This window comes from Aquincola agrisoli (assembly GCF_036621135.1).
In the GTDB taxonomy this organism is placed as follows: domain Bacteria; phylum Pseudomonadota; class Gammaproteobacteria; order Burkholderiales; family Burkholderiaceae_C; genus Aquincola; species Aquincola agrisoli.
In genome coordinates, this window is sequence record NZ_JAZIBG010000036.1 from 450,718 (window position 1) to 473,854 (window position 23,137).

Genomic DNA, 23,137 nt, shown 5'->3' on the forward strand with positions numbered 1-23,137 from the left:
TGTCGACCGCCTCAGACCGGCATGGCGATCAGGTCATGGCCCTCGGCCGCGATGATGCGGGCCTTGGTGAACTCGCCGACCTTCAGTGTCTTGGACGCCTTCTGCGGCGGCAGCAGGCGCACCGTGCCGTCGATCTCGGGTGCATCGGCATAGCTGCGGCCCGTACCGCCCTTGCGGCCGAGCGCCGGCGCATGGTCGACCAGCACCTGCATCGTGGCGCCGACGCGGCGCTGCAGCCGCTCGATCGACACCCGCTCGGCCACCGCCATGAAGCGCGAGCGGCGCTCCTCGCGCAGCGCATCGGGCACCGGATCGGCCAGCGTGTTGGCGGTGGCGCCCTCCACCGGCGAATAGGCGAAGCAGCCCGCACGGTCGATGCCGGCCTCCTGCACGAACTGCAGCAGGTGCTCGAACTCGGCCTCGGTCTCGCCCGGAAACCCGGCGATGAAGGTGCTGCGCACCACCAGCTCGGGGCAGATCTCGCGCCAGCGCGCGATGCGCTCCAGGTTGCGCTCGCCGCTGGCCGGGCGCTTCATGCGCTTGAGCACATCGGGGTGCGAGTGCTGGAACGGCACGTCGAGGTACGGCAGGATGCGGCCCGCCGCCATCAGCGGCAGCACCTCGTCGACGTGGGGGTACGGATAGACGTAGTGCAGCCGCACCCAGGCGCCGTGCTGCGCCGCCAGTTCGCCGAGCTTCTCGCACAGGTCGAGCATGCGGGTCTTGACCGGCTTGCCGTCCCAGAAGCCAGTGCGGTACTTCACGTCGACGCCGTAGGCGCTGGTGTCCTGGCTGACCACCAGCAGTTCCTTCACCCCCGCCTCGAACAGCGCCTTCGCCTCGCCCAGCACGTCGCCCACCGGGCGCGAGACGAGGTCGCCTCGCATGCTGGGGATGATGCAGAACGTGCAGCGGTGGTTGCAGCCCTCGCTGATCTTCAGGTAGGCGTAGTGCCTCGGCGTGAGCTTGATGCCCTGCGGGGGCACCAGGTCGACGAAGGGATCGTGCGGCTTGGGCACATGCACGTGCACCGCGTCCATCACCTCCTGCGTGGCGTGCGGGCCGGTGACCGCCAGCACCTTCGGGTGCACCTCGCGCACGAGGTTGCCGCCGCCCGCGCCGGCCTTGGCGCCCAGGCAGCCGGTGACGATCACCTTGCCGTTGTCCGCCAGCGCCTCGCCGATGGTGTCGAGGCTCTCCTTGACGGCGTCGTCGATGAAGCCGCAGGTGTTGACGATGACGAGGTCGGCGCCGGCAAAGGTCTTGCTGGTGTCGTAGCCCTCGGCACGCAGCTGGGTGAGGATCAGCTCGGAGTCGGTGAGTGCCTTGGGGCAGCCCAGCGAGACGAAGCCGATCTTGGGAGCGGCCGCCGTGGCAGGGGGCGTGGCGGTGGAAACGGGGTCGGTCATCCGCGGATTGTCCCGCATCGCCGGGCCGCCGGACCTGCGCAGGGGCGTGTCAGCGTTTTGGCGGGAAGCCCGGGAACAGCGTCTCGGCCTGCTTGGCCATCTGCTCCTGCATCTGCGTGAACAGGTTCTTCGACTGTTCGAGGTAGGTACCCATCAGGCCCTGCATGCCGGGCGCCTGCCCGCTCAGGAACTGCGTCCACATCTCCGGCGTGAAGGTGGCCGGGCCGGCCATGCGCTTCTGCAGCTCGACGAAGGTCTGCAGGTTCTTTTCGAGGTAGGCCCCCATCATCCCCTGCATGGCATGGCCGTAGAACCGGATGATCTGCGCCAGCATCTGCTCGGAGAACATCGGCACGCCGCCGCTCTCCTCCTCGAGGATGATCTGCAGCAGGATGCTGCGCGTGAGGTCCTCGCCGGTCTTGGCGTCGCGCACTTCGAAGGCCTCCGCGGCCAGCACCATCTGCTTCACATCCGCGAGCGTGATGTAGCTGCTGGTCTGGGTGTCGTAGAGGCGGCGATTGGGGTATTTCTTGAGTACGCGCGGCCCTTCGCCGGCCACGCCGGCGCTTGCAGCTTCCGCGGTCACGCCGCGGCGGGAAGAAGCCATGCAGAAAACTCCTGATCGGGATGAAAGGTACCCGGCCGATTCTAGAAGTCGGCCCCACGAGGACCGCGGGGGGTTTTCCCGCGGCGGTGCAGCAATCACCGCAGGCGGTAGCTCAGCCGCCGGCCCTGCACCATCGCGTCCAGCGCCAGCCACTCGCCGTCGGCGGCATACCAGAGGTCGATGGGCGATTCGGCACCGGTGAGCCGCCAGTGTTCCGCCTGCACCGCGGCACCCCGCACGTCGACCAGCCCGGTGCCCACCGGGACCATCTGCACTGCCTCGTCGCGGCCCGTCTGCGGATTGAGCAGCAGCGACTGGCGGCGCAGCGCGGGGCTCCAGTAGGCGAACGTCATCGTGCACGGGGGCAGCGCCTGAGTGGCACCTTGCGCCTCCACCTGCAGTGCCCCGCCTTCCAGCCGGGCCGACACGCTCGTTTCGCGGCCGTTGGCATCGGTGCGGGCCTGCAACTCGGCCAGGCAGTCGCCCTGCCAGCGCTCGCGGGCCTCGTGGCGGTAGCGGTAGACGGTGAAGCCCAGCCACTTCACGTCGAAGCTGGCGGTGCTGTTGACACGGCGCTCCTGGCCCTGCGATGTCACCGTGAAGCGATGCTGGCCGACTGGCTTGCCGTCGAGCAGCACGTCGAATCGCCAATCCATCGGCGCGGCGGCTTGCGGTGCCTTGCCGGCAGCGGCCTTGCTCGCGTCTCGCGCCGGCAGGTTGGCCGCCGCGGGGCCGATGATGGCCATGGCCAATGAAGCGCCTGCCAGCGCGGCCGCCAGATGCCGGCCTCGGCCGCTGCGCACCGGGGCGAATCTCGGGGGTGACGATGCTGACATGGTCGGTGCCTCACGACGCGGGCTGTGGTGCGCAGGCTCCACGCCCTGCGCGCTGGCAAACGGCACAGCATATCGGCGCCGCGGCGCTTGTCTGTCGGACGATGCCGACAGCGGCGCACCAGGCCCGGCATGGGCCCAAACGGAAAAGCCGGCAAGCTCTTTTCAGAACTTGCCGGCTTTCTGTGTTGGTAGGCGCGATTGGACTCGAACCAACGACCCCCACCATGTCAAGGTGGTGCTCTAACCAGCTGAGCTACGCGCCTGGGGAAGCCTGTGACTATAGCAGGCTTTTTCTTAGGAGCGCAAATTTTCTGAGAAAGAAGCGATCGAATCGTTGGTGTCGCCGTCCCCTCGGACCGCGGCGTGGGGCACGCTGAACTCGGCCGCAGCGCCCTCGCCCCGCAGCCAGTCGGCGATGCAGGCAGTCTGGTGGCGGTCGGCCAGCACCGGGGTGTGGCCGGTGTCGGGGATGTGGGCCACGGTGAGCGCATGGCCGCGGCGCATCCGGTCGAGGGTGCGCTGCGACAGCGCATCGGACTGCATGCCGTGCAGCACCAGCACCGGGCAGCGGATGCGCGCCCAAGCATCCCACTGCGACAGGCTGGTCTTCGCTTCGTCGCGGTAGGCGTGCAGCGCCCGCACGTCGTGGCGGTAGACCCGGCCGGCGTTGTCGTCGGACCAGCGTGTCTGGTGGTAGGCGACGAAGCGGCGGATGTCGTCGCTGACCGGCCCGTCGTGCTTCTGCGAGGCACCGACGCGTCGCGTGAGGTCGTCCGGCGTCGGGAAGACGTAGAACCGCGCCAGCGTCTCCGCCCGCCGCCGCCGCCGCGCCCGTGGGATGAACGGGCCCACGTCGTTCAGCACCAGCCGGCCCACCCGCGCCGGGTGCCTGGCCGCGTAGTCGATCGCCACCGTGCCGCCCATCGACGAGCCCAGCAGCGTGAAGGGCCTGCGCGCCGCTTCGCCGAGGTGCGCCACCAGTTGCTTGAGCTGTTCGACGTAGGTCGCACGCGTGTATTCGCGCTCGTCGGCCAGCCAGCCCGAGCGGCCGCGGCCGAGCCAGTCCATGCAGATCACGCGGTGGCTGCCGCGCAGGTCGGCCGCCAGGAAGGCGAAGCGCATCGCGCTGTTGACCACGCCGCCGCCGCAGATGAGCAGCGGCGCGTCCTCCGGCCCCCAGTCGGTGTACGAGACGCGGGTGGCGTAGGGCTTGCGCAGGCGCGCCGGCACGCCGCGTTGCAGGTGCACGGGCTGCACGTACGCGAAGCTGCGCACGGCGTACAAGCCCGCGAACCGTCCCGTCAGGTGCTCGGCGTGCGCGTCGTACGCCGCCCACCGCTCGCGCGCGGCTTCGACGGCCGGATCGTCGTGCCGGCGGGCCAGCGCCACCCGCAACGCCTGCGCCGCCGGATCGAAAGGGATCATCCTCGCTCCCCCGCCGGCCGGCTGCGCCGGTGCTCCCGCTCGCGCTGGCGCAGCACGTCGACCATCACCTGGAAGGTGCGCTGCAGCTGGCCGATCTCGTCACGGCCGGTGGCGGTGATCTGCACGCGGTCGAGCTCGCCCTGCTTCAGCGCATCGGCCGCGCGGGTCAGCGCCTGGAGCGGGCGGACGATGCTGCGCGCGAAGCGCAGCGCGAGCCCGGTGAACAGCAGGCCCACCAGCAGGCCGCTCCACAGCAGGTGCGTGTAGAGCTGGGCCAGCGGCGCCTCGAAACGTGTGCGCGATTCGGTGACGCCCACGACCCAGTCGTGCCCCGCGACGGGCGCGAAGCCGGCGATCTCGCTCGCGCCGGAGACGGTCGAGCGGTAGTCGATGTAGCCCTGCTGGCGCGCACCCACCATGGCGGCTGCCAGGTCAGGCATGTCGAGGCTGCGGATGCTGTCGCGGCGGAAGCGCTGGTCGGCGCGGATCGCCTCGGCACGTGCCGGTGGCAGCGGTGCCAGGCTGCGGTACAGCAGGTCTTCGCGCGGGTGGTGGATCAGCACGCCGTCGCCATCGATGAGGAAAGGCGTGCGGCCGGTGCCTCCGGGCACGTCGTCGAGGATCGAGGAGAACGACGCGGCCCGCAGGCGCAGCACCACGCAACCGATGATGTGGCCGTCGGCGCCGGCCACCGGTTGCGCGTAGAACATGCCCGCCTGCCCCGCGACCGCGCCGACGACGATGCCGGTGACGTGCTCGCGCCCGCCGATCGCCGCCTTGAAGTAGTCGCGGAACGCGAAGTTGCGGCCCATCACCTCCGGGTCGCTCGACACGCGGGCGACCCCCGCGGTGTCCATCACCATGATGAGATGGATGTCGGGGTTGGCCCGCACCACGGCCTGCAGCTTGTCGCGCAGCGCCGGCAGCGCCGCACCGTCCGGTTGCTGCAGGTACAGCGCGAAGTCGCTGTCCGTGCCCAGCACCCGTGCGAGCTTGCGGCTGTCGCCGATGAGCTGGGCCAGCCGGCCCGCCGTGCTGTGGGCCAGCTGCTCGAGGTTCTGCAGCTCCGCCTGCGCCACGGCGGCCAGGCTGCCGCGCAGGTTGTAGTAGCCGGTGATGCCCATCGGCAGCAAGGCGGTCAGCACCATCGCCAGTGTCATCTTCGCGGCCAGCGGCCAGGCGGCCGGCACGAACAGCGTGCGCAGCGCATCGCGCAGCCGTGTCCGGCGCCGCCGCGTGCGGCCGCCCTGCGCCTCGGCGTCGCCGGCCTGCAGGGCCTCGTGCAGCCCCAGGCTGCCGGCATGCCCGGTGAACAGCGCACGCTGCCATTCGGCGATGTCTTGCGGCCGCTGGGCCGCCTCGGGCCGCAGCGCCCAGTCGATCGCCGCCAGGAAAGGCGCGCCGAAGCGGCCGGCGCCGACCTCGCTGGCCGGCGGCATTGGGTCGGCGCCGCCGATGCGGGCATCCGCATCCGGCGGCTTGCGGCCGGCCACCATCCAGTACAACGTGGCGCCGAGCGCATGGATGTCGGTCCAGGGCCCCTGGGTGCCCTCGCCGTACTGCTCGATCGGAGCGAAGCCGGGCGTGACGACGATGTCGGCGGGCTGGACGGCATCGGCCGCCTGCTGCGCCGAGCCGAAGTCGAGCAGCACCAGGCTGCCGTCCTCGGCGCGCACCTGGATGTTGTCGGGCTTGATGTCGCGGTGCAGGAAGCCCGCCGCATGCATCACCGCGATGCCGTCGAGCAGCGGCTGCAGCAGGCGCACCAGCTCGGCCTCGGTGGTGCGCGGGTGCGCCGGCCACCAGGTCTTGAGCGGCTGGCCGCGTTCGTACTCCAGCACCATGTAGGCGGTGCGGTGCGCCTCGAAGAAGCGCGCCACGCGCACGATGTTCGGGTGCCTGAACGAGGCCAGCGTGCGCGCCTCGACCAGGAAGTTCTCCAGCCCGCTGCGGTAGCGGTCGCGGTGCCGGCTGGATTGCGCGGAGACCGAGGCATCCGAGGTGCGGAAGGCGATGGACTCGGGCAGGTACTCCTTGATCGCCACCTTGGCATTCAGGTGCACGTCGGTGGCCAGGTAGGTGATGCCGAAGCCGCCCTGCCCCAGCACGCGGTCGATGCGGTACTCCAGCAGCCGGAACCGAGGCGGCAGCGCGACGCTGTGCGCGGGCCGGGGATGCGGCGGCGGGCGGCCCACGGTGGACTGCACGACGGTGGCGTCGTCATCGGCTGCCGGATGCGGCAGCCCACGCGCCGGCACGATCACCGTGGCGTCGGGATCCTCGCCACGCGGCGCATCGAACCGATCGTTGGCGCCCATGGCGCGTCCCCCTCCCCTGTACTGCAGGACAGCACGGAGTGTCACCAGGCCCGGGAAGCGGAAAGCGCCGATCAGGCCGGCAAAGCCGCTGCAATTGCGGCCCGCCACGTGCGCGAGGACGCTACTTGCGCCGCGCCTGCCGCACGCCCGGCACGTGCGCCACCTGTGCCAGCACCGCGGCCAGGCGGGCCGCGTCGCTGACCTCCACGGTGAAGGTCATCCAGGCGGTGCCGCCCCGCACATGCTTGACCGTCTGCGTGTACACGCCGGTCACGTTCATCTTCTCCTTGGCGAACACCTCGGAGATGTCGCGCAGCAGCGCGGGCCGGTCGCCGGCCTCCACCAGCACGTCGACCGGGTAGAGCGCCTCGCCGCCCTTGCCGCCCTGCGGCGTGCCCCAGGCAACCGGGATCACGCGCTCCGGCTGGCGCTCGCGCATGTGGCGGAAGTTCGTGCAGTCGACGCGGTGCACCGCGACACCCTTGCCGCGGGTGACGAAGCCGCCGATGGCGTCGGGCGGCGCGGGCCGGCAGCAGCGCGCGAGGTTGGTCAGCAGCGAGTCGACGCCGACGACGAGCACGCCGCCACGGGGCGCCGCGCCGTCGCCCTTCGAGCGGCGCAGCGCGATCACGTCGTCCGCGGTCGGGGCCTCGGCCGGCGGCCGCAGCAACTGCTCGATGTTGCGCAGCGAATACTCGTCCTTGCCCACCACCTCGAACAGCGCGTCGGCACCGCGGAAGCCCAGGCGCGCGGCAAGGTCGTCGAGCTTGATGGCGGTGCGGCCCTCGCGCTGCAGCAGCTTCTCGACCAGCTCGCGGCCCTTGGCGATGGTCTGCGACTGCGCCAGCGCGTTGAACCACGCCCGCACCTTCGTCTTGGCCCGCGAACTCGCCAGGTAGCCCAGGTCGGGATTGAGCCAGTCCAGCGACGGCCCGCCCTCCTTGATCGCCGTGACCTCGACGGTCTGCCCGTTGGCCAGCGGCGTGTTCAGCGGCACCATCGCGCCGTCGACCTTGGCCCCGCGGCAGCGGTGGCCGAGGTCGGTGTGCAACGTGTAGGCGAAGTCCACCGGCGTCGCGCCCGCGGGCAGCTCGATCACCGCGGCCTGCGGCGTGAAGACGTAGATGCGGTCGTCATGCCGCTCGTCTGCCGTGGCGCGCTCGGCGAAGTCGCGCTCCCAGGCCAGCAGCTGGCGCAGCACCGAGCGCCGCGCCTCGGCGATGCGCTCCTCGTCGGCGCCTGAGGCGCTCACGCCCGCATAGCCCTTCGCGCCCGCCTCCTTGTAGGCCCAGTGCGCGGCAACGCCGTACTCGGCATGCTCGTGCATCGCCCGGGTGCGTATCTGCACCTCGACCGTGCGGCCGTCGTCGTCGAGCACGACGGTGTGCAGCGACTGGTAGCCGTTGGGCTTGGGCTTGGCGATGTAGTCGTCGAACTCGCCGGGCACGACGCTGTAGCGCTGCTGCACGTGGGCCAGCGCCGCATAGCAGGCCGGCACGTCGTCGACGATCACCCGCATCGCACGGACGTCGAACACCCGCGCGAAGTCGAGGCCCTTGCCGTGCATCTTCTTCCAGATGCTGTAGAGGTGCTTGGGCCGGCCCTGCACCTCGGCCGGCAGGCCCGCCTCAGCGAACTGTGCCGCCAGCTGGCGGCGAAAAGCCTCCACCGCCGCCTCGCGCTCGACGCGCTTCTCGTCGAGCAGGCGCGCCATGCGCTTGTACTCGTCCGGCTGCAGGAAGCGGAACGACAGGTCTTCCAGCTCCCACTTGATCTGCCAGATGCCCAGCCGGTTGGCCAGCGGCGCGAAGACCTGCTGCGTCTCCAGCGCCATCGCCTCGGGGCACGGCGTGCGGGAGGCCGCGTACCAGCGCATCGTCTGCAGCCGCGACGCCAGCCGCAGCAGCACCACGCGCAGGTCGCGCGAGAAGGCGAGCAGCATCTTGCGCACACGCTCGGTCTGCACGGCGCGGTCGGCGGGGCCGACGCGCGCCTCGCGCGCCGCACGCTGGATCTGCACGAGCTTCAGCGTGTGCAGCATCAGGCTCGCATAGGAGCTGCCGAACGACTTGGCCACGACCTCTTCCGGCCGCTGCAGGTAGTCGGCCGCATAGACGAGGTAGGCCGCGGCCTGCATCGCCGGCGAGGCACCGATGTCGTGCAGGATCGCCGCGACGCCGTCGGCATGGCCGAGCGCGTCCTCGCCGGTGTCCAGGCGCTCGCCGCCGAGCAGCGGATCGGCGAAGGCCCGGGCCCGCGCGAGCGCGGCCTGGCCGGCGGGATCGGCATCGCCGGCCGATGGCGGCACGGGCGTGGCGCCGGGCGGCGTGCCCGGCAGGGGCTCGGCCGGCACGTCGGCCAGCCGGACGATGGTGGCGGCGGCGTCGGCGGGGATGTCCGGGGCGTGGCTCTTCACGGCGCCAGCAGGAAATCGCGCACGGCCCGCACCTGCTCGGGCTGCACGAGCATCGGCGCATGGCCCACGCCCTCGAACTCCACGAGGCGGGCCCGCGGCCCGCGCTGGCCCATGGCGTGGGCGGCCTGCGCCGAGACGAGGTCGCTCTGCGCGCCGCGCAGCAGCAGCGTCGGGCAGGTGATGCGGTCGTACGTGGCCCACAGCACGGCTTCCCCGGCGAGGGCGAGCTCGGGCGTCAGGTTCCGGAAGCCCAGCCCGATGGCCGGGTCGTAGTGCGGCTTGAATCCGTCGCCATCGGGCCTGAGCTGCGGTCGCGACAGCGCCAGCCACTGTGCATCGGTGTGCGGCCCGAAGCCCGGCGACAGCAGGCGCAGCGCCGCCGCGGCCTCCTCCTCGGTCGCCCAGTGCGCAGGCTGCCCCACATAGGTGCCGATGCGCGACAGCCCCTCGAAGCCGATCGCCGGGCCGATGTCGTTGAGCACCAGGCGCCGCAGCGGCGAGCCGTCGAGCGCCGCGAGGCCCATGCCGATCAGCCCGCCCATCGACGTGCCGACCCAGTCGACCGTCTGCGCATCCAGCCTGGCCAGCAGCGTGACCATGTCGGCCACGTAAGCCGGCACGGCGTAGCCCGAAGGATCGGGCAGCCAGTCCGACTGGCCCCGGCCGGCGACGTCGGGGCACACCACGCGGTACTCCTGCGACATCGCCACGGCCAGCGTGTCGAAGTCGCGGCCCTGCCGCGTGAGGCCGTGCACGCACACCAGCACGCGCGGATTGGCGGGGTCGCCCCACTCCCAATACGCCATGCGATGCAGGCCCTTGCCGTACAGACATTGCACGTGGTGGAGGCGGGGTGTGGGTGTCATGTGGACGCCACGCAGGCTCGATGAGGTCATTTGATAATGCATCGTAGCAACCCCTTCACGGAGAACTTCATGCTCAAAGGAAAGACCGCCCTCGTCACGGGTTCCACCAGCGGTATCGGCCTGGGCATCGCGCTGCGCCTCGCGGCGCAGGGCGCCAACGTCATGCTCAACGGCTTCGGCGACCATGCCGGGCCGAAGGCGCAGGTCGAGGCCCTGGGCGTGAAGTGCGGCTACAGCGGCGCCGACATGAGCAAGCCCGCCGAGATCGAGGCGCTGGTCAAGGCCACCGAGGCCGAGTTCGGTTCGCTCGACATCCTGGTCAACAACGCCGGCATCCAGCACGTGGCCAACGTGGAAGACTTCCCGCCCGAGAAGTGGGACGCCATCATCGCGATCAACCTCACCTCGGCCTTCCACACCACGCGCCACGCGCTGCCGGGCATGAAGGCGCGCAACTGGGGCCGCGTGATCAACGTGGCGTCCACGCACGGCCTGGTGGCCTCGGCGCAGAAGTCGGCCTACGTCGCCAGCAAGCACGGCATCCTGGGCTTCACGAAGGCGCTGGCGCTCGAGACGGCCACCACCGGCGTCACCGCCAACGCCATCTGCCCGGGCTGGGTGCTCACGCCACTGGTGCAGAAGCAGATCGACGACCGCGCCGCGCGCGAGGGCATCAGCGTCGAGGCCGCCAAGCGCGACCTGCTCGGCGAGAAGCAGCCGTCGCTGCAGTTCACCACGCCCGAGCAACTCGGCGACCTGGCGGTCTTCATGTGCTCGCCCGCCGCCGACAACCTGCGCGGCGCCGCCATCAACGTCGACGGCGGCTGGGCCGCGCAGTAAGCCGGCTTCGGCGCTACTTCATCTGCACCGTGCCGCTGACCGTGGCGGTGACGGTGCCCTTGCCGGCCTCCACCGGCAGCGACTCGTCCGACGCTGCGGCCGCGCGCATGTACATCTTCGGCGCGATCGGGCTCATGCCGGGTTCGTTGGTCGACACCTGCACCTCGCGCACCGATGCGCCGCCGTAGCCGAACTGGCGGGCCAGTTCGTTGGCACGCGCCTGGAAGCGCTTGACGGCCTGCGCGGTCACCTCGCCCTCGACCTTCTCCGCGGCCTCGCGCGACAGGCCGTAGCTCACCCGCCCGATCGTCATCGTCTGGATGCGGCCGCTGAGCTGCGCGATCGCGTTCATGTCGCGGCCCTGCACCACCAGCTCCGCCGTGCCCTGCCAGCCGCTGATGCCGCCCTTCTGCGCATAGCGCGGGTAGAGCGAGAAGTTGCCGGTCTGCACCTCGACCTCCTGCGGCCGCGCCGCCTTGCGCGCCTCGGCCAGCGCGGCATCCAGCGCCTGCTTCAGCGCGGCCTGCACGGTGGCGGCATCGGCACCGTCGCGCGTGGCGGTGAAGGTGATGGCCAGCAGGTCCTTCGCCACCTCGACGCTGGCATTGGCGGTGATGTTGAGCACGCCTTGCGGCGGCGCGATGGTCACCGTCTGCGCCCCGGCCGTTGCGGCTGCGGCAGCCAGGGCGCCGAGCCACAGGCCACGGCGGATCATCGGACGGAAGAAGGTGTTCTCGGGTTTCATGTCGCTCCTGGACGAAAGAAGATGTGTGCCGCGAACGCGGGGAGGCGCGGCGGCCGCTTGGGCATACCCCCTGCCAACAACCCGGGGGAAAGCCGGTAGGTTGACCTACGACGCGCCTCGCAGTTACCGAAAGACTTGTAACTTGGGGTCAGAACACGGGTTAACCCTAGCCATTTCCTGCGCACAATGCGACTGTTACAAGTTTGGAGCCCTCTATGAACGCACCCGCAAACCCGCGACCGGACCGCATCGTTGTCGTCGACGACGATGCCCGCATCCGCGATTTGCTGCGGCGCTACCTGACCCAGGAAGGTTTTGAAGTGCTGCTGGCCGAAGACGCCAAGGCGCTCAACCGGGTCATTACCCGCGAAACGATCGACCTCATCGTGCTGGACCTGATGCTGCCCGGTGAAGACGGCCTGTCCATCTGCCGCCGCCTGCGCGCGGCCAACGACCTCACGCCCATCATCATGCTGACGGCCAAGGTCGAGGACGTGGACCGCATCGTCGGCCTGGAGGTCGGCGCCGACGACTACCTGCCCAAGCCCTTCAACCCGCGCGAGCTGCTGGCGCGCATCCACGCGGTGCTGCGCCGCCGCCCGGCGATGGAGGCGCCCGGCGCCCCGGCCAAGGAAGCGCAGACGGTCACCTTCGGGCCCTTCGAGTTCGACCTCTCGTTGCGCCGCCTGACCAAGGACGGCGAGCAGATCGCGCTGACCACCGGCGAGTTCTCGATGCTGAAGGCGCTGGTGCGCCACCCCCGCCAGCCGCTGTCGCGCGACAAGCTGGCGCAGCTGGCGCGCGGCCGCGAGTTCGAGCCCTTCGACCGCAGCCTGGACGTGCAGATCTCGCGCCTGCGCAAGATGATCGAGCCCGATCCGGCGCAGCCCCGCTACATCCAGACCGTGTGGGGCGTGGGCTACGTGTTCGTGCCGGACGGCGCCGCCTGACCGTGCGCCGCCTTTCCGTCCGCGGCCGGCTTCGTGGCATGAGATGACCAGCCGTCATGTCGCCCTCAGCCTGTTCTGGCGCACCTTCGTCCTGCTCGCCCTGCTGCTCACGGGCGGCATCTTCGCCTGGGTGCAGACGCTGCGCGCGCTCGAGTTCGAGCCGCGCGCGGTCCAGGCCGCGCAGCAGATCGCCTCGCTCGTCAACCTGACGCGCGCGGCGCTGCGCTACTCCGACAGCATCAGCCGCACGTCGATCGTCAAGACGATGGACGACCAGGACGCCCTGCGCGTCCTGCCTCGCGAGCCGGGCGACCGGTGGGAGCCCTTCGAGGTCGACCGCTTCACCCGCCGCGTCAGCCAGGAGCTGCACAACCGCCTGGGCGACGAGACGCTGGTCGCCCGCACGGTCAACGGTCGCGACGGGCTGTGGGTCGGCTTCACGATCGAGAACGACCTGTACTGGCTGCAGGCCGAATCCACCCGCGTCGTGCCGCTCACGCCCGGCACGTGGTTCGTGTGGGTCGGCATCGCGCTGCTCGCCACGCTGGTCGGCTCGGTGGCGATCGCGCGGCGCATCAACCAGCCGCTGCGCGAGCTGTCGTTCGCGGCCAGCCGCATCCGCGACGGCGAATTCGATTCGAGGCTCGACGAAAACACGCTGACCAGCGAGATCCGCGAGGTCAACATGGGCTTCAACCGCATGGCGCGCGAGCTTGCCAAGGTGGAGGAGGACCGCGCCATCATGCTGGCGGGCATCAGCCACGACCTGCGCACCCCTCTGGCCCGCCTGCGGCTGGAGGCGGAGATGAGCGTCAACGACGACGAGGCGCGGCGCAACATGGCGATGGACATCGACCAGCTCGACAACATCATCGACAAGTTCCTCGACTACGCACGCCCTGGCGAGACGCGGCTGGTGCCGGTGCACCTGGCGATGCTGGTCGACCGCGAGGCCGCGGGCTTCCGCGACCCGGCGCTGCAGATCACCTCGCGGGTGGCGATCGACCTGAAGGTCATGGCCGACGAGACCGAACTCGGCCGCGTGTTCGCCAACCTGTTCGAGAACGCGCGCCGCTACGGGCAGACGCCGGGCACCGACATCACCCGCATCGAGGTGACCTACTCGCGCGCCGGCCCCTGGGTCACCGCGATCGTGCGCGACCACGGCCGCGGCGTCGCGCCCGAGAAGCTGGTCGAGCTGACCACGCCGTTCTACCGCGGGGACACCGCGCGCACGGCGGCCACCGGCGCGGGCCTGGGGCTGGCGATCGTGGAGAAGTCGCTGCAGCGCATGGGCGGCAGCCTGGAACTCGCCAACGCCCCCGACGGCGGGCTGGTGGCCAACGTGCGGTTGAAGCGCGCGCCGTGATCAGGCGGCAGCCGGCGCCTGGGCCAGCAGCACCACCGCCCGCGCCTCGATCGCACGGCCCTCGCCCACCGGCCCCATCTTCTCGGCCGTCTTGGCCTTCACGTTGACCTGGCCGGGCGCCACGCCCAGCGCGTCGGCGATGCGCCCGCACATCGCCGCGATGTGCGGCGCCATCTTCGGCGCCTGCGCGACGATGGTGCTGTCGACGTTCGCGATCTCCCAGCCGGCCGCGCGCACGCGCCGCACGGCCTCGGCCAGCAGCGCGACCGAATCGGCACCCTTGAACTGCGGATCGGTGTCGGGGAAGTGCCGGCCGATGTCGCCGAGGCCGGCGGCGCCGAACAGCGCGTCGGTGATCGCGTGCAGCAGCGCGTCGGCATCCGAATGGCCGAGCAGGCCGTGGCTGTGCGGGATGGTCACGCCGCCGAGGACCAGCGGGCGGCCGGTCACGAGCTGGTGGGTGTCCCAGCCTTCGCCGATGCGCAGCAGGGGGAGAATGACAGCAGTCATCGAAGGATCCAGAATCGCGGGAATTGGATGCGGCCTCAGTGCCGCGTGACGACGAGGGGCGCGCCGCGCGTGACGACGAGGGTGTGCTCGAACTGGGCGGAGAAGTTGCCCTGCCCGCCGGTGAGCGTCCAGCCGTCGCCGGCGTCGTCGGCCCAGCGGGCGCGGGTCGAGATGAACGGCTCGATCGTGATGACCAGGCCTTCGTGCAGCGTGCGGCGTTCGTGCGGATCGTCGAAGCCCGGGATGAACCCGGGCTCCTCGTGCAGCGCGCGCCCGACGCCATGGCTGCCGAGGTTGCGGATCACCCGGAAGCCGCCGCGCCGCGCGGCGCGCTCGATCGTGCGGCCGATGCCGCGCAGCGGTGCGCCGGCACGCGCGGCGCCGAGCGCTTCGTCGAGCGCCTGCCGGGCCGTCCAGACCAGCCTGCGCTTCAGCGGCGTGTCGGGCGGCACCACGCGCGTCCCGCCGGTATCGGCGACATAGCCGTCGAGCACGGCCGAGACGTCGATGTTGACGACGTCGCCCGCCGCGATGCGCCGCGGCCCCGGCACGCCGTGCGCGGCCTCGTCGTTGATGCTGATGCAGGTCGCGGCCGGGAAGCCGTAGGTGGCCTGCGGGGCCGATTGCGCCCCGGCGGCGGCCAGCAGCCGCGCACCGATCGTGTCCAGCTCGTCGGTGCGCATCCCGGGCTCCAGCGCGCCGAGCATCGTGTGCAGCACCTCGCTGACGAGCCGCCCCGCGCGTTGCAGGCCGGCCAGGTCGGCGTCGGTCTCGATCGTCATCTCGTGTTCTCCTGCGGCCCGGCGGGCGCGGGGCCGGCGCCGAGCAGCCGCGCCGCCAGCCCGAAGTCGCCGGGGTAAGTCACCTTGAAATTGAGGGCGTCGCCGACCACCAGCCGCGGTGCCTGGCCCACGGCCTCCAGCGCGCTGGCCTCGTCGGTCACCGCGTCGCCGGCCTCGGCCAGCGCGCGGCGCAGGGCGCCCAGGCGGAACATCTGCGGCGTCTGCGCGGCCCACTTGCCGGCACGGTCCACCGTGGCGGCGACGCGACCGTCGGCATCCGCCTGCTTCAGCGTGTCGGCCAGCGGCAGCGCGAGCAGCCCCCCGACGGGATCGGCGATGCAGGCATCGATCAGCCGCTCGACCCATTCGGGCTGCAGCAGGCAGCGGGCGGCGTCGTGCACCAGCACCCAGTCGTCATCGTGCACGCCTTGCGCGTGCAGCGCGCCCAGGCCGTTGGCGACGGTCGCCGCCCGCGTCGCACCGCCGCAGCGGGCGAGCCAGCGGCCGGGGGCGCCCGCGGCCCAGCCCGGCAGCAGTTCGTCGAACAGGGCATCGTCGTCGGACAGCACCACCAGCGTCGCTTCGATGCGCGGCACCGCGGCCAGCGCGGCGAGCGTGTGCGCCACCATCGGCCGGCCGCCGAGCGGGACGTACTGCTTGGGCCGGTCGGCCCCGGAGCGCGCACCGACGCCGGCGCAGGGCACGAGGGCAAAGCAGCGGGGCATCCGTCCGGTCGGCTGGGTCATCGAGGCGATTCTAGAATTCACGATGGCTTCGCCGTCCCTTCCCCTGCCGGCCATCGCGCCCGGCAAGCGCTTCACCCTTCCCCGCCCACCCGGTTCCGCCGATGCCGCGCTGCTGGCCCGCCATGCGCTCGCGCGCCAGGCCGAAGGCCGGCTGCTCGCGATCATCACCGCCGAGCCCTCCGACGCCCAGCGGCTGGCCGACGAGCTGCCGTTCTTCGCGCCCGGGCTGCGCGTGGCGATCTTCCCCGACTGGGAAACGCTGCCCTACGACACCTTTAGCCCGCACCAGGACCTGATCTCCGAGCGGCTCGCCACGCTGTGGAAGCTGTGGACGCTCGCGCAGTCGCGCGCCAAGGGCGCGAAGGCGGCCGAGGGCGATGAAGGCGTCGACGTGGTGCTGCTGCCGGCCACCACCGCGCTCACGCGCCTGGCACCGCCCTCGTTCCTGGCGGCCACCACGTTCCGGTTCAAGCAGAAAACGCGGCTCGACGAGGCGCAGCTCAAGTCGCAGCTCACGCTGGCCGGCTACCAGCACGTCAGCCAGGTGGTGTCGCCCGGCGAATACGCGGTGCGCGGCGGGCTGATCGACCTGTTCCCGATGGGCTCGCCGGTGCCGTACCGCGTCGACCTGTTCGACGACGAGGTCGACTCGATCCGCACCTTCGACCCCGACAGCCAGCGCAGCCTGTACCCCGTGCCCGAAGTGCGGCTGCTGCCCGGCCGCGAGTTCCCCATGGACGAGGCGGCGCGCACCGCGTTCCGTGCGCGCTGGCGCGAGAAGCTGGAGGGCGACCCGACCAAGTCGCGCATCTACAAGGACATGGCCGCCGGCATCGCCACCGCGGGCATCGAGTACTACCTGCCGCTCTTCTTCGACGAGACGGCCTCCGTCTTCGACTATGTGGGCGCCGACGCGGGCATCGTGCTGCACGGCGAGGTCGACGACGCGCTGGCCCGCTTCTGGACCGACACGCGCGACCGCCACCGCTTCCTGCAGCACGACCCGGAGCGCCCCATCCTGCCGCCCGAGGCCCTCTTCCTCAAGCAGGAGGAATTCTTCGGGCTGACGCACCCGCATGCCACGCTCTCCCTGCGCGGCACCGAACCGGTCGACTGGGCGCGCCCGCTGCCCGACGTGAGCGTCGACCGCGGCGCCACCGAGCCGCTGGCCGGGCTGGAAGCGCACCTCGAGCGCACGCCTGCCCGCGTGCTGCTCGTCGCCGAGAGCGAAGGCCGGCGCGAAAGCCTGCTGGAGCTGCTGCGCGACCACCGCATCGACGTGCCCAGCGTCGGCAGCCTGGCCGAGTTCGAGGCCGGCGACGAGAAGGTGGCCATCGCCGCCGCGCCGCTGGCGCAGGGCTTCCACTGGCACACGCCGGAAGCGTCGATCCAGTTTCTGACCGAGACCGAGCTCTTCGCCACCGCGCCCAGCTCGCGCCGGCGCCGCAAGCAGGAGCAGGTCAGCAACGTCGACGCGCTGATCAAGGACTTGTCGGAGCTGAAGGTCGGCGACCCGGTGGTGCATGTCAACCACGGCATCGGGCGCTACGTCGGGCTGCTCAACATCGACCTGGGCGACGGGCCCAGCGAATTCCTGCACCTCGAGTACGCCGACAAGGCGACGCTCTACGTGCCGGTGGCGCAGCTGCACCTCATCAGCCGCTACACCGGCGTGAGCGCCGATGAGGCGCCGCTGCACAAGCTGGGCTCGCCGCAATGGGACAAGGCCAAGCGCAAGGCGGCCGAGCAGGTGCGCGACACCGCCGCCGAGCTGCTGAACCTCTATGCCCGCCGCGCCGCGCGCGAGGGCCACGCCTTCCGCTTCTCGCCGCACGACTACGAGGCCTTCGCGGCCAGCTTCGGCTTCGAGGAAACGCCCGACCAGCGCGCGGCGATCCACGCGGTGATCCAGGACATGGTGAGCCCGCGGCCGATGGACCGCCTGGTCTGCGGCGACGTGGGCTTCGGCAAGACCGAGGTGGCGCTGCGCGCGGCTTTCGTCGCGGTGATCGGCGGCAAGCAGGTGGCCCTGCTGGCGCCCACCACGCTGCTGGCCGAGCAGCACTACCAGAACATCTCCGACCGCTTCGGCAAGTGGCCGGTGAAGGTGGCCGAGCTCTCGCGCTTCCGCTCCACCAAGGAGATCAACGCCGCGCTCGAAGGCATCGAGGCCGGCACGATCGACATCGTGGTCGGCACCCACAAGCTGCTGTCGCAGAGCGTCAAGTTCAAGCGGCTGGGGCTGCTGGTCATCGACGAGGAACACCGCTTCGGCGTGCGCCACAAGGAGGCGATCAAGGCGATGCGCGCCGAGGTGGACGTGCTGACGCTCACCGCCACGCCGATCCCGCGCACGCTGGGCATGGCGCTCGAAGGCCTGCGCGACCTGAGCGTGATCGCCACCGCGCCGCAGCGCCGGCTGGCGATCAAGACCTTCGTGCGCAACGAGAGCAGCGGCACCATCCGCGAGGCCGTGCTGCGCGAGTTGAAGCGCGGCGGGCAGGTGTACTTCCTGCACAACGAGGTCGACACCATCGCCGCGCGCCAGGCCAAGCTGCAGGAACTGGTGCCCGAGGCGCGCATCGCGATCGCCCACGGCCAGATGCCCGAGCGCGAGCTGGAGCACGTGATGCGCGACTTCGTCGCCCAGCGCTTCAACGTGCTGCTGTGCTCCACCATCATCGAGACCGGCATCGACGTGCCGAGCGCCAACACGATCATCATGAGCCGGGCCGACAAGTTCGGGCTGGCACAGCTGCACCAGCTGCGCGGGCGCGTCGGCCGCAGCCACCACCAGGCCTACGCCTACCTGCTGGTGCCGGACGTCGAGGGCCTCACCAAGCAGGCCGCGCAGCGGCTGGAGGCCATCCAGCAGATGGAGGAGCTGGGCTCGGGCTTCTACCTCGCGATGCACGACCTGGAGATCCGCGGCGCCGGCGAGGTGCTGGGCGACAACCAGAGCGGCAACATGATGGAGGTCGGCTTCCAGCTCTACAACGAGATGTTGTCCGAAGCCGTGCGCTCGCTGAAGTCGGGCAAGGAGCCCGACCTGCTGAGCCCGCTGTCGGGCGTGTTCGGCGCCGCGACCGAGATCAACCTGCATGCCCCCGCGCTGCTGCCCGACAGCTACTGCGGCGACGTACACACGCGGCTGAACCTCTACAAGCGCCTGGCCTCGGCCAGCACCTCCGCGCAGATCGACACGCTGCTGGAGGAGATCACCGACCGCTTCGGCAAGCTGCCGCCTCAGGGGCAGACGCTGTTCGACACGCACCGCCTGCGCGTGCTGGCCAAGCCCTACGGCGTGAGCAAGATCGACGCCGCGCCGCGGCTGATGGTGATCAGCTTCCGTCCCAACCCGCCGGTCGATGCGATGAAGATCATCGAGCTGGTGCAGAAGAACCGGCACATCAAGCTGGCCGGCAACGACAAGCTGCGCATCGAGCGCGACACGCCCGAGCCGAAGGACCGAGCGCAGCTCATCCGCGACGTGCTGCGCTCGCTGGGGCAGCCGCAGTCCGCGGGCTGAGTCAGGCCGCGGCCGGGATCACCGCATACGCGACGATCTCCAGCTTCATGCCCGGCACGACCAGGCCCGCGACGCCCATGCTCGATCGGTTGGGGTACGGCGCCTCGAAGAACTCGCGGTAGACCGCGTCGATGGCCTTCATGTCCTGCACGTCGGTCATGTAGATCAGCACCTGGGTCACGTCGGCCAGCGTGCCGCCGGCCGCCTCGACGGCGCGGCGCAGGTTGACCAAGGTCAGGCGCGCCTGCGCCTCGACCGGGCCGGTGTCGATGCTGCCGTCGGGGCGCACAGGCCCGTGCGCGGTGAACAGCAGGCCGGCCGACTTCACGGCCCAGGAGAACGGCTGGTTCAGCGGCGGCAGGCCGACGTCGACGATTTCCTTCATGGCCAGGTCTCCCTTCAGAGTTCGGTGCGCAAGCGCCAGAGTTCGGGGAACAGCACAACGTCGAGCATCTTGCGCAGGTAGCTCACGCCGCCGGTACCGCCCGTGCCGCGCTTGAAGCCGATGACACGCTCGACGGTGGTGACGTGGCGGAAACGCCAGAGGCGGAAGGCGTCCTCCAGGTCGGTGAGTTTCTCGCCGAGCTGGTAGAGGTCCCAGTGCTGCTCCGGATCGCGGTACACCACCAGCCAGGCCTGCTCCACCGCTTCGCTCGCGGGGTAAGGCTGGGTCCAGTCGCGCTCGACGTGGCTCGCGGGCACCGGCAGCCCCCGGCGCGCCATCAGCCGCAGCGTCTCGTCGTACAGCGAGGGCGCCTCGAACGCCGCCTGCACGCGCGCCAGCAGGTCGGGGCGGTGCGCATGCGGCTGCAGCATCGCCGGGTTCTTGTTGCCGAGCCCGAACTCGATGCAGCGGTACTGGTAGCTCTGGAAACCGCTGGAACTGGCCAGCGACGGGCGCATCGCGCTGTATTCGGGCGGCGTCATCGTGGCCAGCACGGTCCAGGCCTGCACCAGCTGCTCCATGATGCGCGAGACCCGCGCCAGCAGCTTGAAGGCCATGCTCATCTCGTCGGCGGCCACGCAGCGGATGGCGGCCTGCAGTTCGTGCAGCATCAGCTTCATCCACAGCTCGCTGGTCTGGTGCTGCACGATGAAGAGCATCTCGTCGTGTGCGGCGGACTGCGGGTGCTGCGCGTTGAGGATCGCGTCGAGCTGCAGGTAGTCGCCATAGCTCATCGAGCGGCTGAAGTCGAGCTGCGCGCCTTCTTGATGGACGACGGATTCGGGAGAGACGGGACAACCCATGGCGGCCTCCTTCAGGCGAGCACGTGGGCCATGGCCTGCGCGACGTAGCCGACGTTGCGCGTGGACAAGCCCGAGATGCACATGCGGCCCGAGCGCACGAGGTAGATGCCCTGCTCGTGGCGCAGCCAGTCCACCTGCGCCGCGGAGAGGCCCGTGTAGCTGAACATGCCGCGCTGGCTGAGAAAATGCCCGATCGGCTGCCGGCCCTGTAGGCGCTCGTCCAGCCCCGCGTGCAGTTGCTGCCGCATGGCCTGGATGCGCTGGCGCATCGCGGCGAGCTCGTCGCGCCAGGCCTCGAAGAGCGCCGGCGACTGCAATACCGTGGCCACGATGCGCGCCCCGTGCGTCGGCGGCGTCGAATAGTTGCGGCGCACCGTGGCCTGGAGCTGGCCCAGCACGGTCTCGGCCGCGGCCTCGTGGGCGCAGACCACGCTCAGCGCGCCCACGCGCTCGCCGTACAACGAGAAGTTCTTGGAGAACGAGTTGGCGACGAAACAGGGCAAGCCGGCGTCGGCCAGCGCACGCACGGCAAACGCGTCCTCCTCCAGGCCATCGCCCAAGCCCTGGTACGCGATGTCCACGAACGGGATCAGCGCCCGTTCCGCCAGCACGGGGATCAGGGCCCGCCACTGCTCGTGCGACAGGTCCACGCCCGTCGGGTTGTGGCAGCTCGCGTGCAGCAGCACGATGCTGCGGGCGGGCAGGCCGCGCAGGGTCTCGAGCATCGCCTCGAAGCGCAGCCCGCGGGTCGCCAGGTCGTAGTAGGGATAGCTGTGCACCCGCAGGCCGGCGCCCTCGAAGAGCGCGAGATGGTTCTCCCAGGTGGGGTCGCTCACCCAGATCGCGGACTGCGGGAAGTATTGGTGGAGGAAATCGGCCCCCACCTTCAAGGCGCCGGAACCGCCCAGCGTCTGCAGCGTCGCGATGCGCCGGCTGGCCACCGCCTCGTGGCCGGCCCCGAACAGCACGCGCTGCACGCCGGCACGGTACTCGGCCAGGCCCTCGATCGGCAGGTAGGGCCGCGGACCGCGCTGCGCGGCCAGCGCGGCCTCCGCTTGGCGCACCGCCGCCATCACGGGCAGCCGGCCCTCGTCGTCGAAGTACAGCCCGATGCCAAGGCTGACTTTCCGGGCACGGGGATCGGCCTGGAACGCCTCCATGAGCGACAGGATGGGATCGCCGCCGTAGGGCGGCACATGGGCGAAGAACTGGGGATCCGAGGTAGGCATCGAAGAACTCCGGTTGAAGCGAATGTTATGCATTGATTGGCAAGATATTATCAATACTTACCCTGCAGATATATTTGTTTGGATAAAACATCTTTATTTATAGACTTCAATGGAATACTTATCCAAAACGCACCGGCAACCGGCCGTTGAACTGCCCCGTATTGCGCGTGCGCGCCCTGGCCGGCCCGCGGCCTCCCGTGCGCCGGAGGCCGGCACCTACAATGCCTGCCGTCCCGCGGCGCGCCCTTGCAGCGCGCCGTTTTTGCTGGCCCTCCCTCTTCCCACCGCCCCTGCATGACTGCCTCGTCCTTCGCCCCCGGCCTCGTCGTCCAGGGCTTCGTGCCGCCGCTGCGCCTGGCCGATTTCAAGCTGATCGCGTTCGACATGGACTCGACGCTCATCAACATCGAGTGCATCGACGAGATCGCCGATGCGGTGGGCCGCAAGGCCGAGGTGGCGGCCATCACCGAAGCGGCGATGCGTGGCGAGATCGCCGATTTCAAAGACAGCCTGCGCCGCCGCGTCGCGCTGCTGGCCGGTGCGCCGGCCGACGCGCTGCAGCGCGTTTTCGACGAGCGCCTGCGGCTCAACGCGGGGGCCGAGGCATTGGTGCGCACCTGCCAGGCCGCCGGCCTGAAGACGCTGCTGGTCTCGGGCGGCTTCACCTTCTTCACCGACCGTGTCCGCGACCGGCTCGCGCTCGACTTCACCCGCAGCAACGTGCTGGACGTGGCCGATGGCCGGCTGACCGGCCGGCTCGTCGACCAGCCCTGGGGCGACATCTGCGATGGCGAGGAAAAGAAGCGCATGCTGCTGGCGACCTGCGCGCAGCTCGGCATCGCCCCCGCCCAGGCCATCGCGATGGGTGACGGCGCCAACGACCTGCCGATGATGCGCGCCGCGGGCCTGTCGGTGGCCTACCAGGCCAAGCCCAAGGTCCGCGAGCAGGCCATGGTGGCGATCAACGAAGGCGGCCTCGACCGCCTGCTGGAAGTGGTGCACGCGGCCTGAGCGCGCCGTCCAGCCGCAGCGCCATGTCGCTCGCCACGCTGCGCAGCGCGCGCGACACCGACGGCAGCGCAGCCAGCCGCTGCCAGAACACCCGGGCAGGGGCCCTTCAGGCCGAGGCAGCCGCCAGTTCGTCCGGCACGAAGGCGCCGTAGTCGGGCAGGCCCAGCGCGGCGTCGGGCTTCCAGCGCATCGGCAGAATGTCGTACCCAGGCTTCGGCGCGGCGGGTGGTGGCCACGGCGCCAGTCGTGGCGCGTGAATGGCAGATGAATAAAAGATGAATGGCAAAACTCAGCCGGCAGC

The 23,137-nt window shown here is 70.6% G+C and carries 20 protein-coding genes and 1 tRNA gene; 5 read left to right on the forward strand and 16 right to left on the reverse strand.

The window, feature by feature from the left end:
* Nucleotides 1-11: 11 nt before the first annotated feature.
* From rimO to V4F39_RS18715, 8 genes are all read right to left on the reverse strand, one after another.
* Nucleotides 12-1,409 (reverse strand): 30S ribosomal protein S12 methylthiotransferase RimO, encoded by a 1,398-nt coding sequence (gene rimO, locus V4F39_RS18680; protein WP_332291305.1) that lies wholly within the window; start codon nucleotides 1,407-1,409, stop codon nucleotides 12-14.
* A 49-nt stretch (nucleotides 1,410-1,458) separates the two neighbouring features.
* Nucleotides 1,459-2,016 carry a polyhydroxyalkanoate synthesis repressor PhaR gene (gene phaR / locus V4F39_RS18685; RefSeq protein WP_332291306.1) on the reverse strand — a complete coding sequence of 186 codons (558 nt, stop codon included), beginning with the start codon at nucleotides 2,014-2,016 and terminating at the stop codon, nucleotides 1,459-1,461.
* Nucleotides 2,017-2,111: 95 nt separating this feature from the next.
* A complete protein-coding gene (locus V4F39_RS18690) occupies nucleotides 2,112-2,762 on the reverse strand; it encodes a DUF6134 family protein (protein ID WP_332291307.1) in 651 nt (216 codons plus the stop codon).
* A gap of 276 nt (nucleotides 2,763-3,038) precedes the next feature.
* Nucleotides 3,039-3,115, reverse strand: a tRNA-Val gene (locus tag V4F39_RS18695).
* A gap of 31 nt (nucleotides 3,116-3,146) precedes the next feature.
* A complete protein-coding gene (locus V4F39_RS18700) occupies nucleotides 3,147-4,277 on the reverse strand; it encodes an alpha/beta fold hydrolase (RefSeq protein WP_332291308.1) in 1,131 nt (376 codons plus the stop codon).
* A complete protein-coding gene (locus V4F39_RS18705) occupies nucleotides 4,274-6,595 on the reverse strand; it encodes a protein kinase domain-containing protein (protein ID WP_332291309.1) in 2,322 nt (773 codons plus the stop codon). Before V4F39_RS18705 ends, V4F39_RS18700 begins: the two co-directional genes overlap by 4 nt.
* Nucleotides 6,596-6,716: 121 nt before the next feature.
* Entirely contained in the window at nucleotides 6,717-9,011 is a 2,295-nt protein-coding gene (locus V4F39_RS18710) for a RelA/SpoT family protein (RefSeq protein ID WP_378234994.1), read from the reverse strand.
* Nucleotides 9,008-9,877 (reverse strand): alpha/beta fold hydrolase, encoded by an 870-nt coding sequence (locus V4F39_RS18715; RefSeq protein WP_332291310.1) that lies wholly within the window; start codon nucleotides 9,875-9,877, stop codon nucleotides 9,008-9,010. Before V4F39_RS18715 ends, V4F39_RS18710 begins: the two co-directional genes overlap by 4 nt.
* 69 nt (nucleotides 9,878-9,946) lie before the next feature.
* Here V4F39_RS18715 and V4F39_RS18720 point away from each other — a divergent pair, with 69 nt between their 5' ends.
* Nucleotides 9,947-10,717, forward strand: coding sequence for a 3-hydroxybutyrate dehydrogenase (locus V4F39_RS18720; protein WP_332291312.1), 771 nt, complete (start codon nucleotides 9,947-9,949; stop codon nucleotides 10,715-10,717).
* A gap of 13 nt (nucleotides 10,718-10,730) precedes the next feature.
* Here V4F39_RS18720 and V4F39_RS18725 read toward each other — a convergent pair whose 3' ends face one another.
* Nucleotides 10,731-11,462 (reverse strand): SIMPL domain-containing protein, encoded by a 732-nt coding sequence (locus tag V4F39_RS18725; RefSeq protein WP_332291313.1) that lies wholly within the window; start codon nucleotides 11,460-11,462, stop codon nucleotides 10,731-10,733.
* 215 nt (nucleotides 11,463-11,677) lie between these two features.
* On the opposite strand from V4F39_RS18725, the gene ompR reads away from it, so the two are divergent.
* Both ompR and V4F39_RS18735 read left to right on the forward strand, forming a co-directional pair.
* On the forward strand, nucleotides 11,678-12,412 hold the full coding sequence (ompR, locus tag V4F39_RS18730; protein ID WP_332291314.1) for an osmolarity response regulator transcription factor OmpR: 735 nt from the start codon (nucleotides 11,678-11,680) through the stop codon (nucleotides 12,410-12,412).
* A 43-nt stretch (nucleotides 12,413-12,455) separates the two neighbouring features.
* Nucleotides 12,456-13,781 carry a sensor histidine kinase gene (locus tag V4F39_RS18735; protein ID WP_332291315.1) on the forward strand — a complete coding sequence of 442 codons (1,326 nt, stop codon included), beginning with the start codon at nucleotides 12,456-12,458 and terminating at the stop codon, nucleotides 13,779-13,781.
* On the opposite strand, the gene ispF is transcribed toward V4F39_RS18735, so the two are convergent.
* From ispF to ispD, 3 genes are read right to left on the reverse strand one after another with little or no spacing between them, the layout of a single operon-like run.
* Nucleotides 13,782-14,291, reverse strand: coding sequence for a 2-C-methyl-D-erythritol 2,4-cyclodiphosphate synthase (gene ispF / locus V4F39_RS18740; RefSeq protein ID WP_332291316.1), 510 nt, complete (start codon nucleotides 14,289-14,291; stop codon nucleotides 13,782-13,784). It lies immediately after the preceding gene.
* Nucleotides 14,292-14,326: 35 nt separating this feature from the next.
* A complete protein-coding gene (gene map / locus V4F39_RS18745; protein ID WP_332291317.1) occupies nucleotides 14,327-15,073 on the reverse strand; it encodes a type I methionyl aminopeptidase in 747 nt (248 codons plus the stop codon).
* Entirely contained in the window at nucleotides 15,070-15,819 is a 750-nt protein-coding gene (ispD, locus tag V4F39_RS18750; protein WP_332291318.1) for a 2-C-methyl-D-erythritol 4-phosphate cytidylyltransferase, read from the reverse strand. Before ispD ends, map begins: the two co-directional genes overlap by 4 nt.
* Before the next feature lie 22 nt (nucleotides 15,820-15,841).
* Here ispD and mfd point away from each other — a divergent pair, with 22 nt between their 5' ends.
* Entirely contained in the window at nucleotides 15,842-19,348 is a 3,507-nt protein-coding gene (mfd, locus tag V4F39_RS18755) for a transcription-repair coupling factor (protein ID WP_332291319.1), read from the forward strand.
* A 1-nt stretch (nucleotide 19,349) separates the two neighbouring features.
* On the opposite strand, the gene V4F39_RS18760 is transcribed toward mfd, so the two are convergent.
* From V4F39_RS18760 to V4F39_RS18770, 3 genes are read right to left on the reverse strand one after another with little or no spacing between them, the layout of a single operon-like run.
* Nucleotides 19,350-19,733, reverse strand: a complete 384-nt coding sequence (locus V4F39_RS18760; protein ID WP_332291320.1) for a RidA family protein — start codon at nucleotides 19,731-19,733, stop codon at nucleotides 19,350-19,352.
* A 14-nt stretch (nucleotides 19,734-19,747) separates the two neighbouring features.
* Entirely contained in the window at nucleotides 19,748-20,596 is an 849-nt protein-coding gene (kynA, locus tag V4F39_RS18765; protein ID WP_332291321.1) for a tryptophan 2,3-dioxygenase, read from the reverse strand.
* A gap of 11 nt (nucleotides 20,597-20,607) precedes the next feature.
* On the reverse strand, nucleotides 20,608-21,825 hold the full coding sequence (locus tag V4F39_RS18770) for an amino acid aminotransferase (protein ID WP_332291322.1): 1,218 nt from the start codon (nucleotides 21,823-21,825) through the stop codon (nucleotides 20,608-20,610).
* Between the two features lie 294 nt (nucleotides 21,826-22,119).
* Between V4F39_RS18770 and serB the strand changes: the two genes are divergently transcribed.
* Nucleotides 22,120-22,836 carry a phosphoserine phosphatase SerB gene (gene serB / locus V4F39_RS18775; RefSeq protein WP_332291323.1) on the forward strand — a complete coding sequence of 239 codons (717 nt, stop codon included), beginning with the start codon at nucleotides 22,120-22,122 and terminating at the stop codon, nucleotides 22,834-22,836.
* Nucleotides 22,837-22,942: 106 nt separating this feature from the next.
* On the opposite strand, the gene V4F39_RS18780 is transcribed toward serB, so the two are convergent.
* Nucleotides 22,943-23,122 (reverse strand): hypothetical protein, encoded by a 180-nt coding sequence (locus V4F39_RS18780; protein ID WP_332291324.1) that lies wholly within the window; start codon nucleotides 23,120-23,122, stop codon nucleotides 22,943-22,945.
* Nucleotides 23,123-23,137 lie beyond the last annotated feature (15 nt).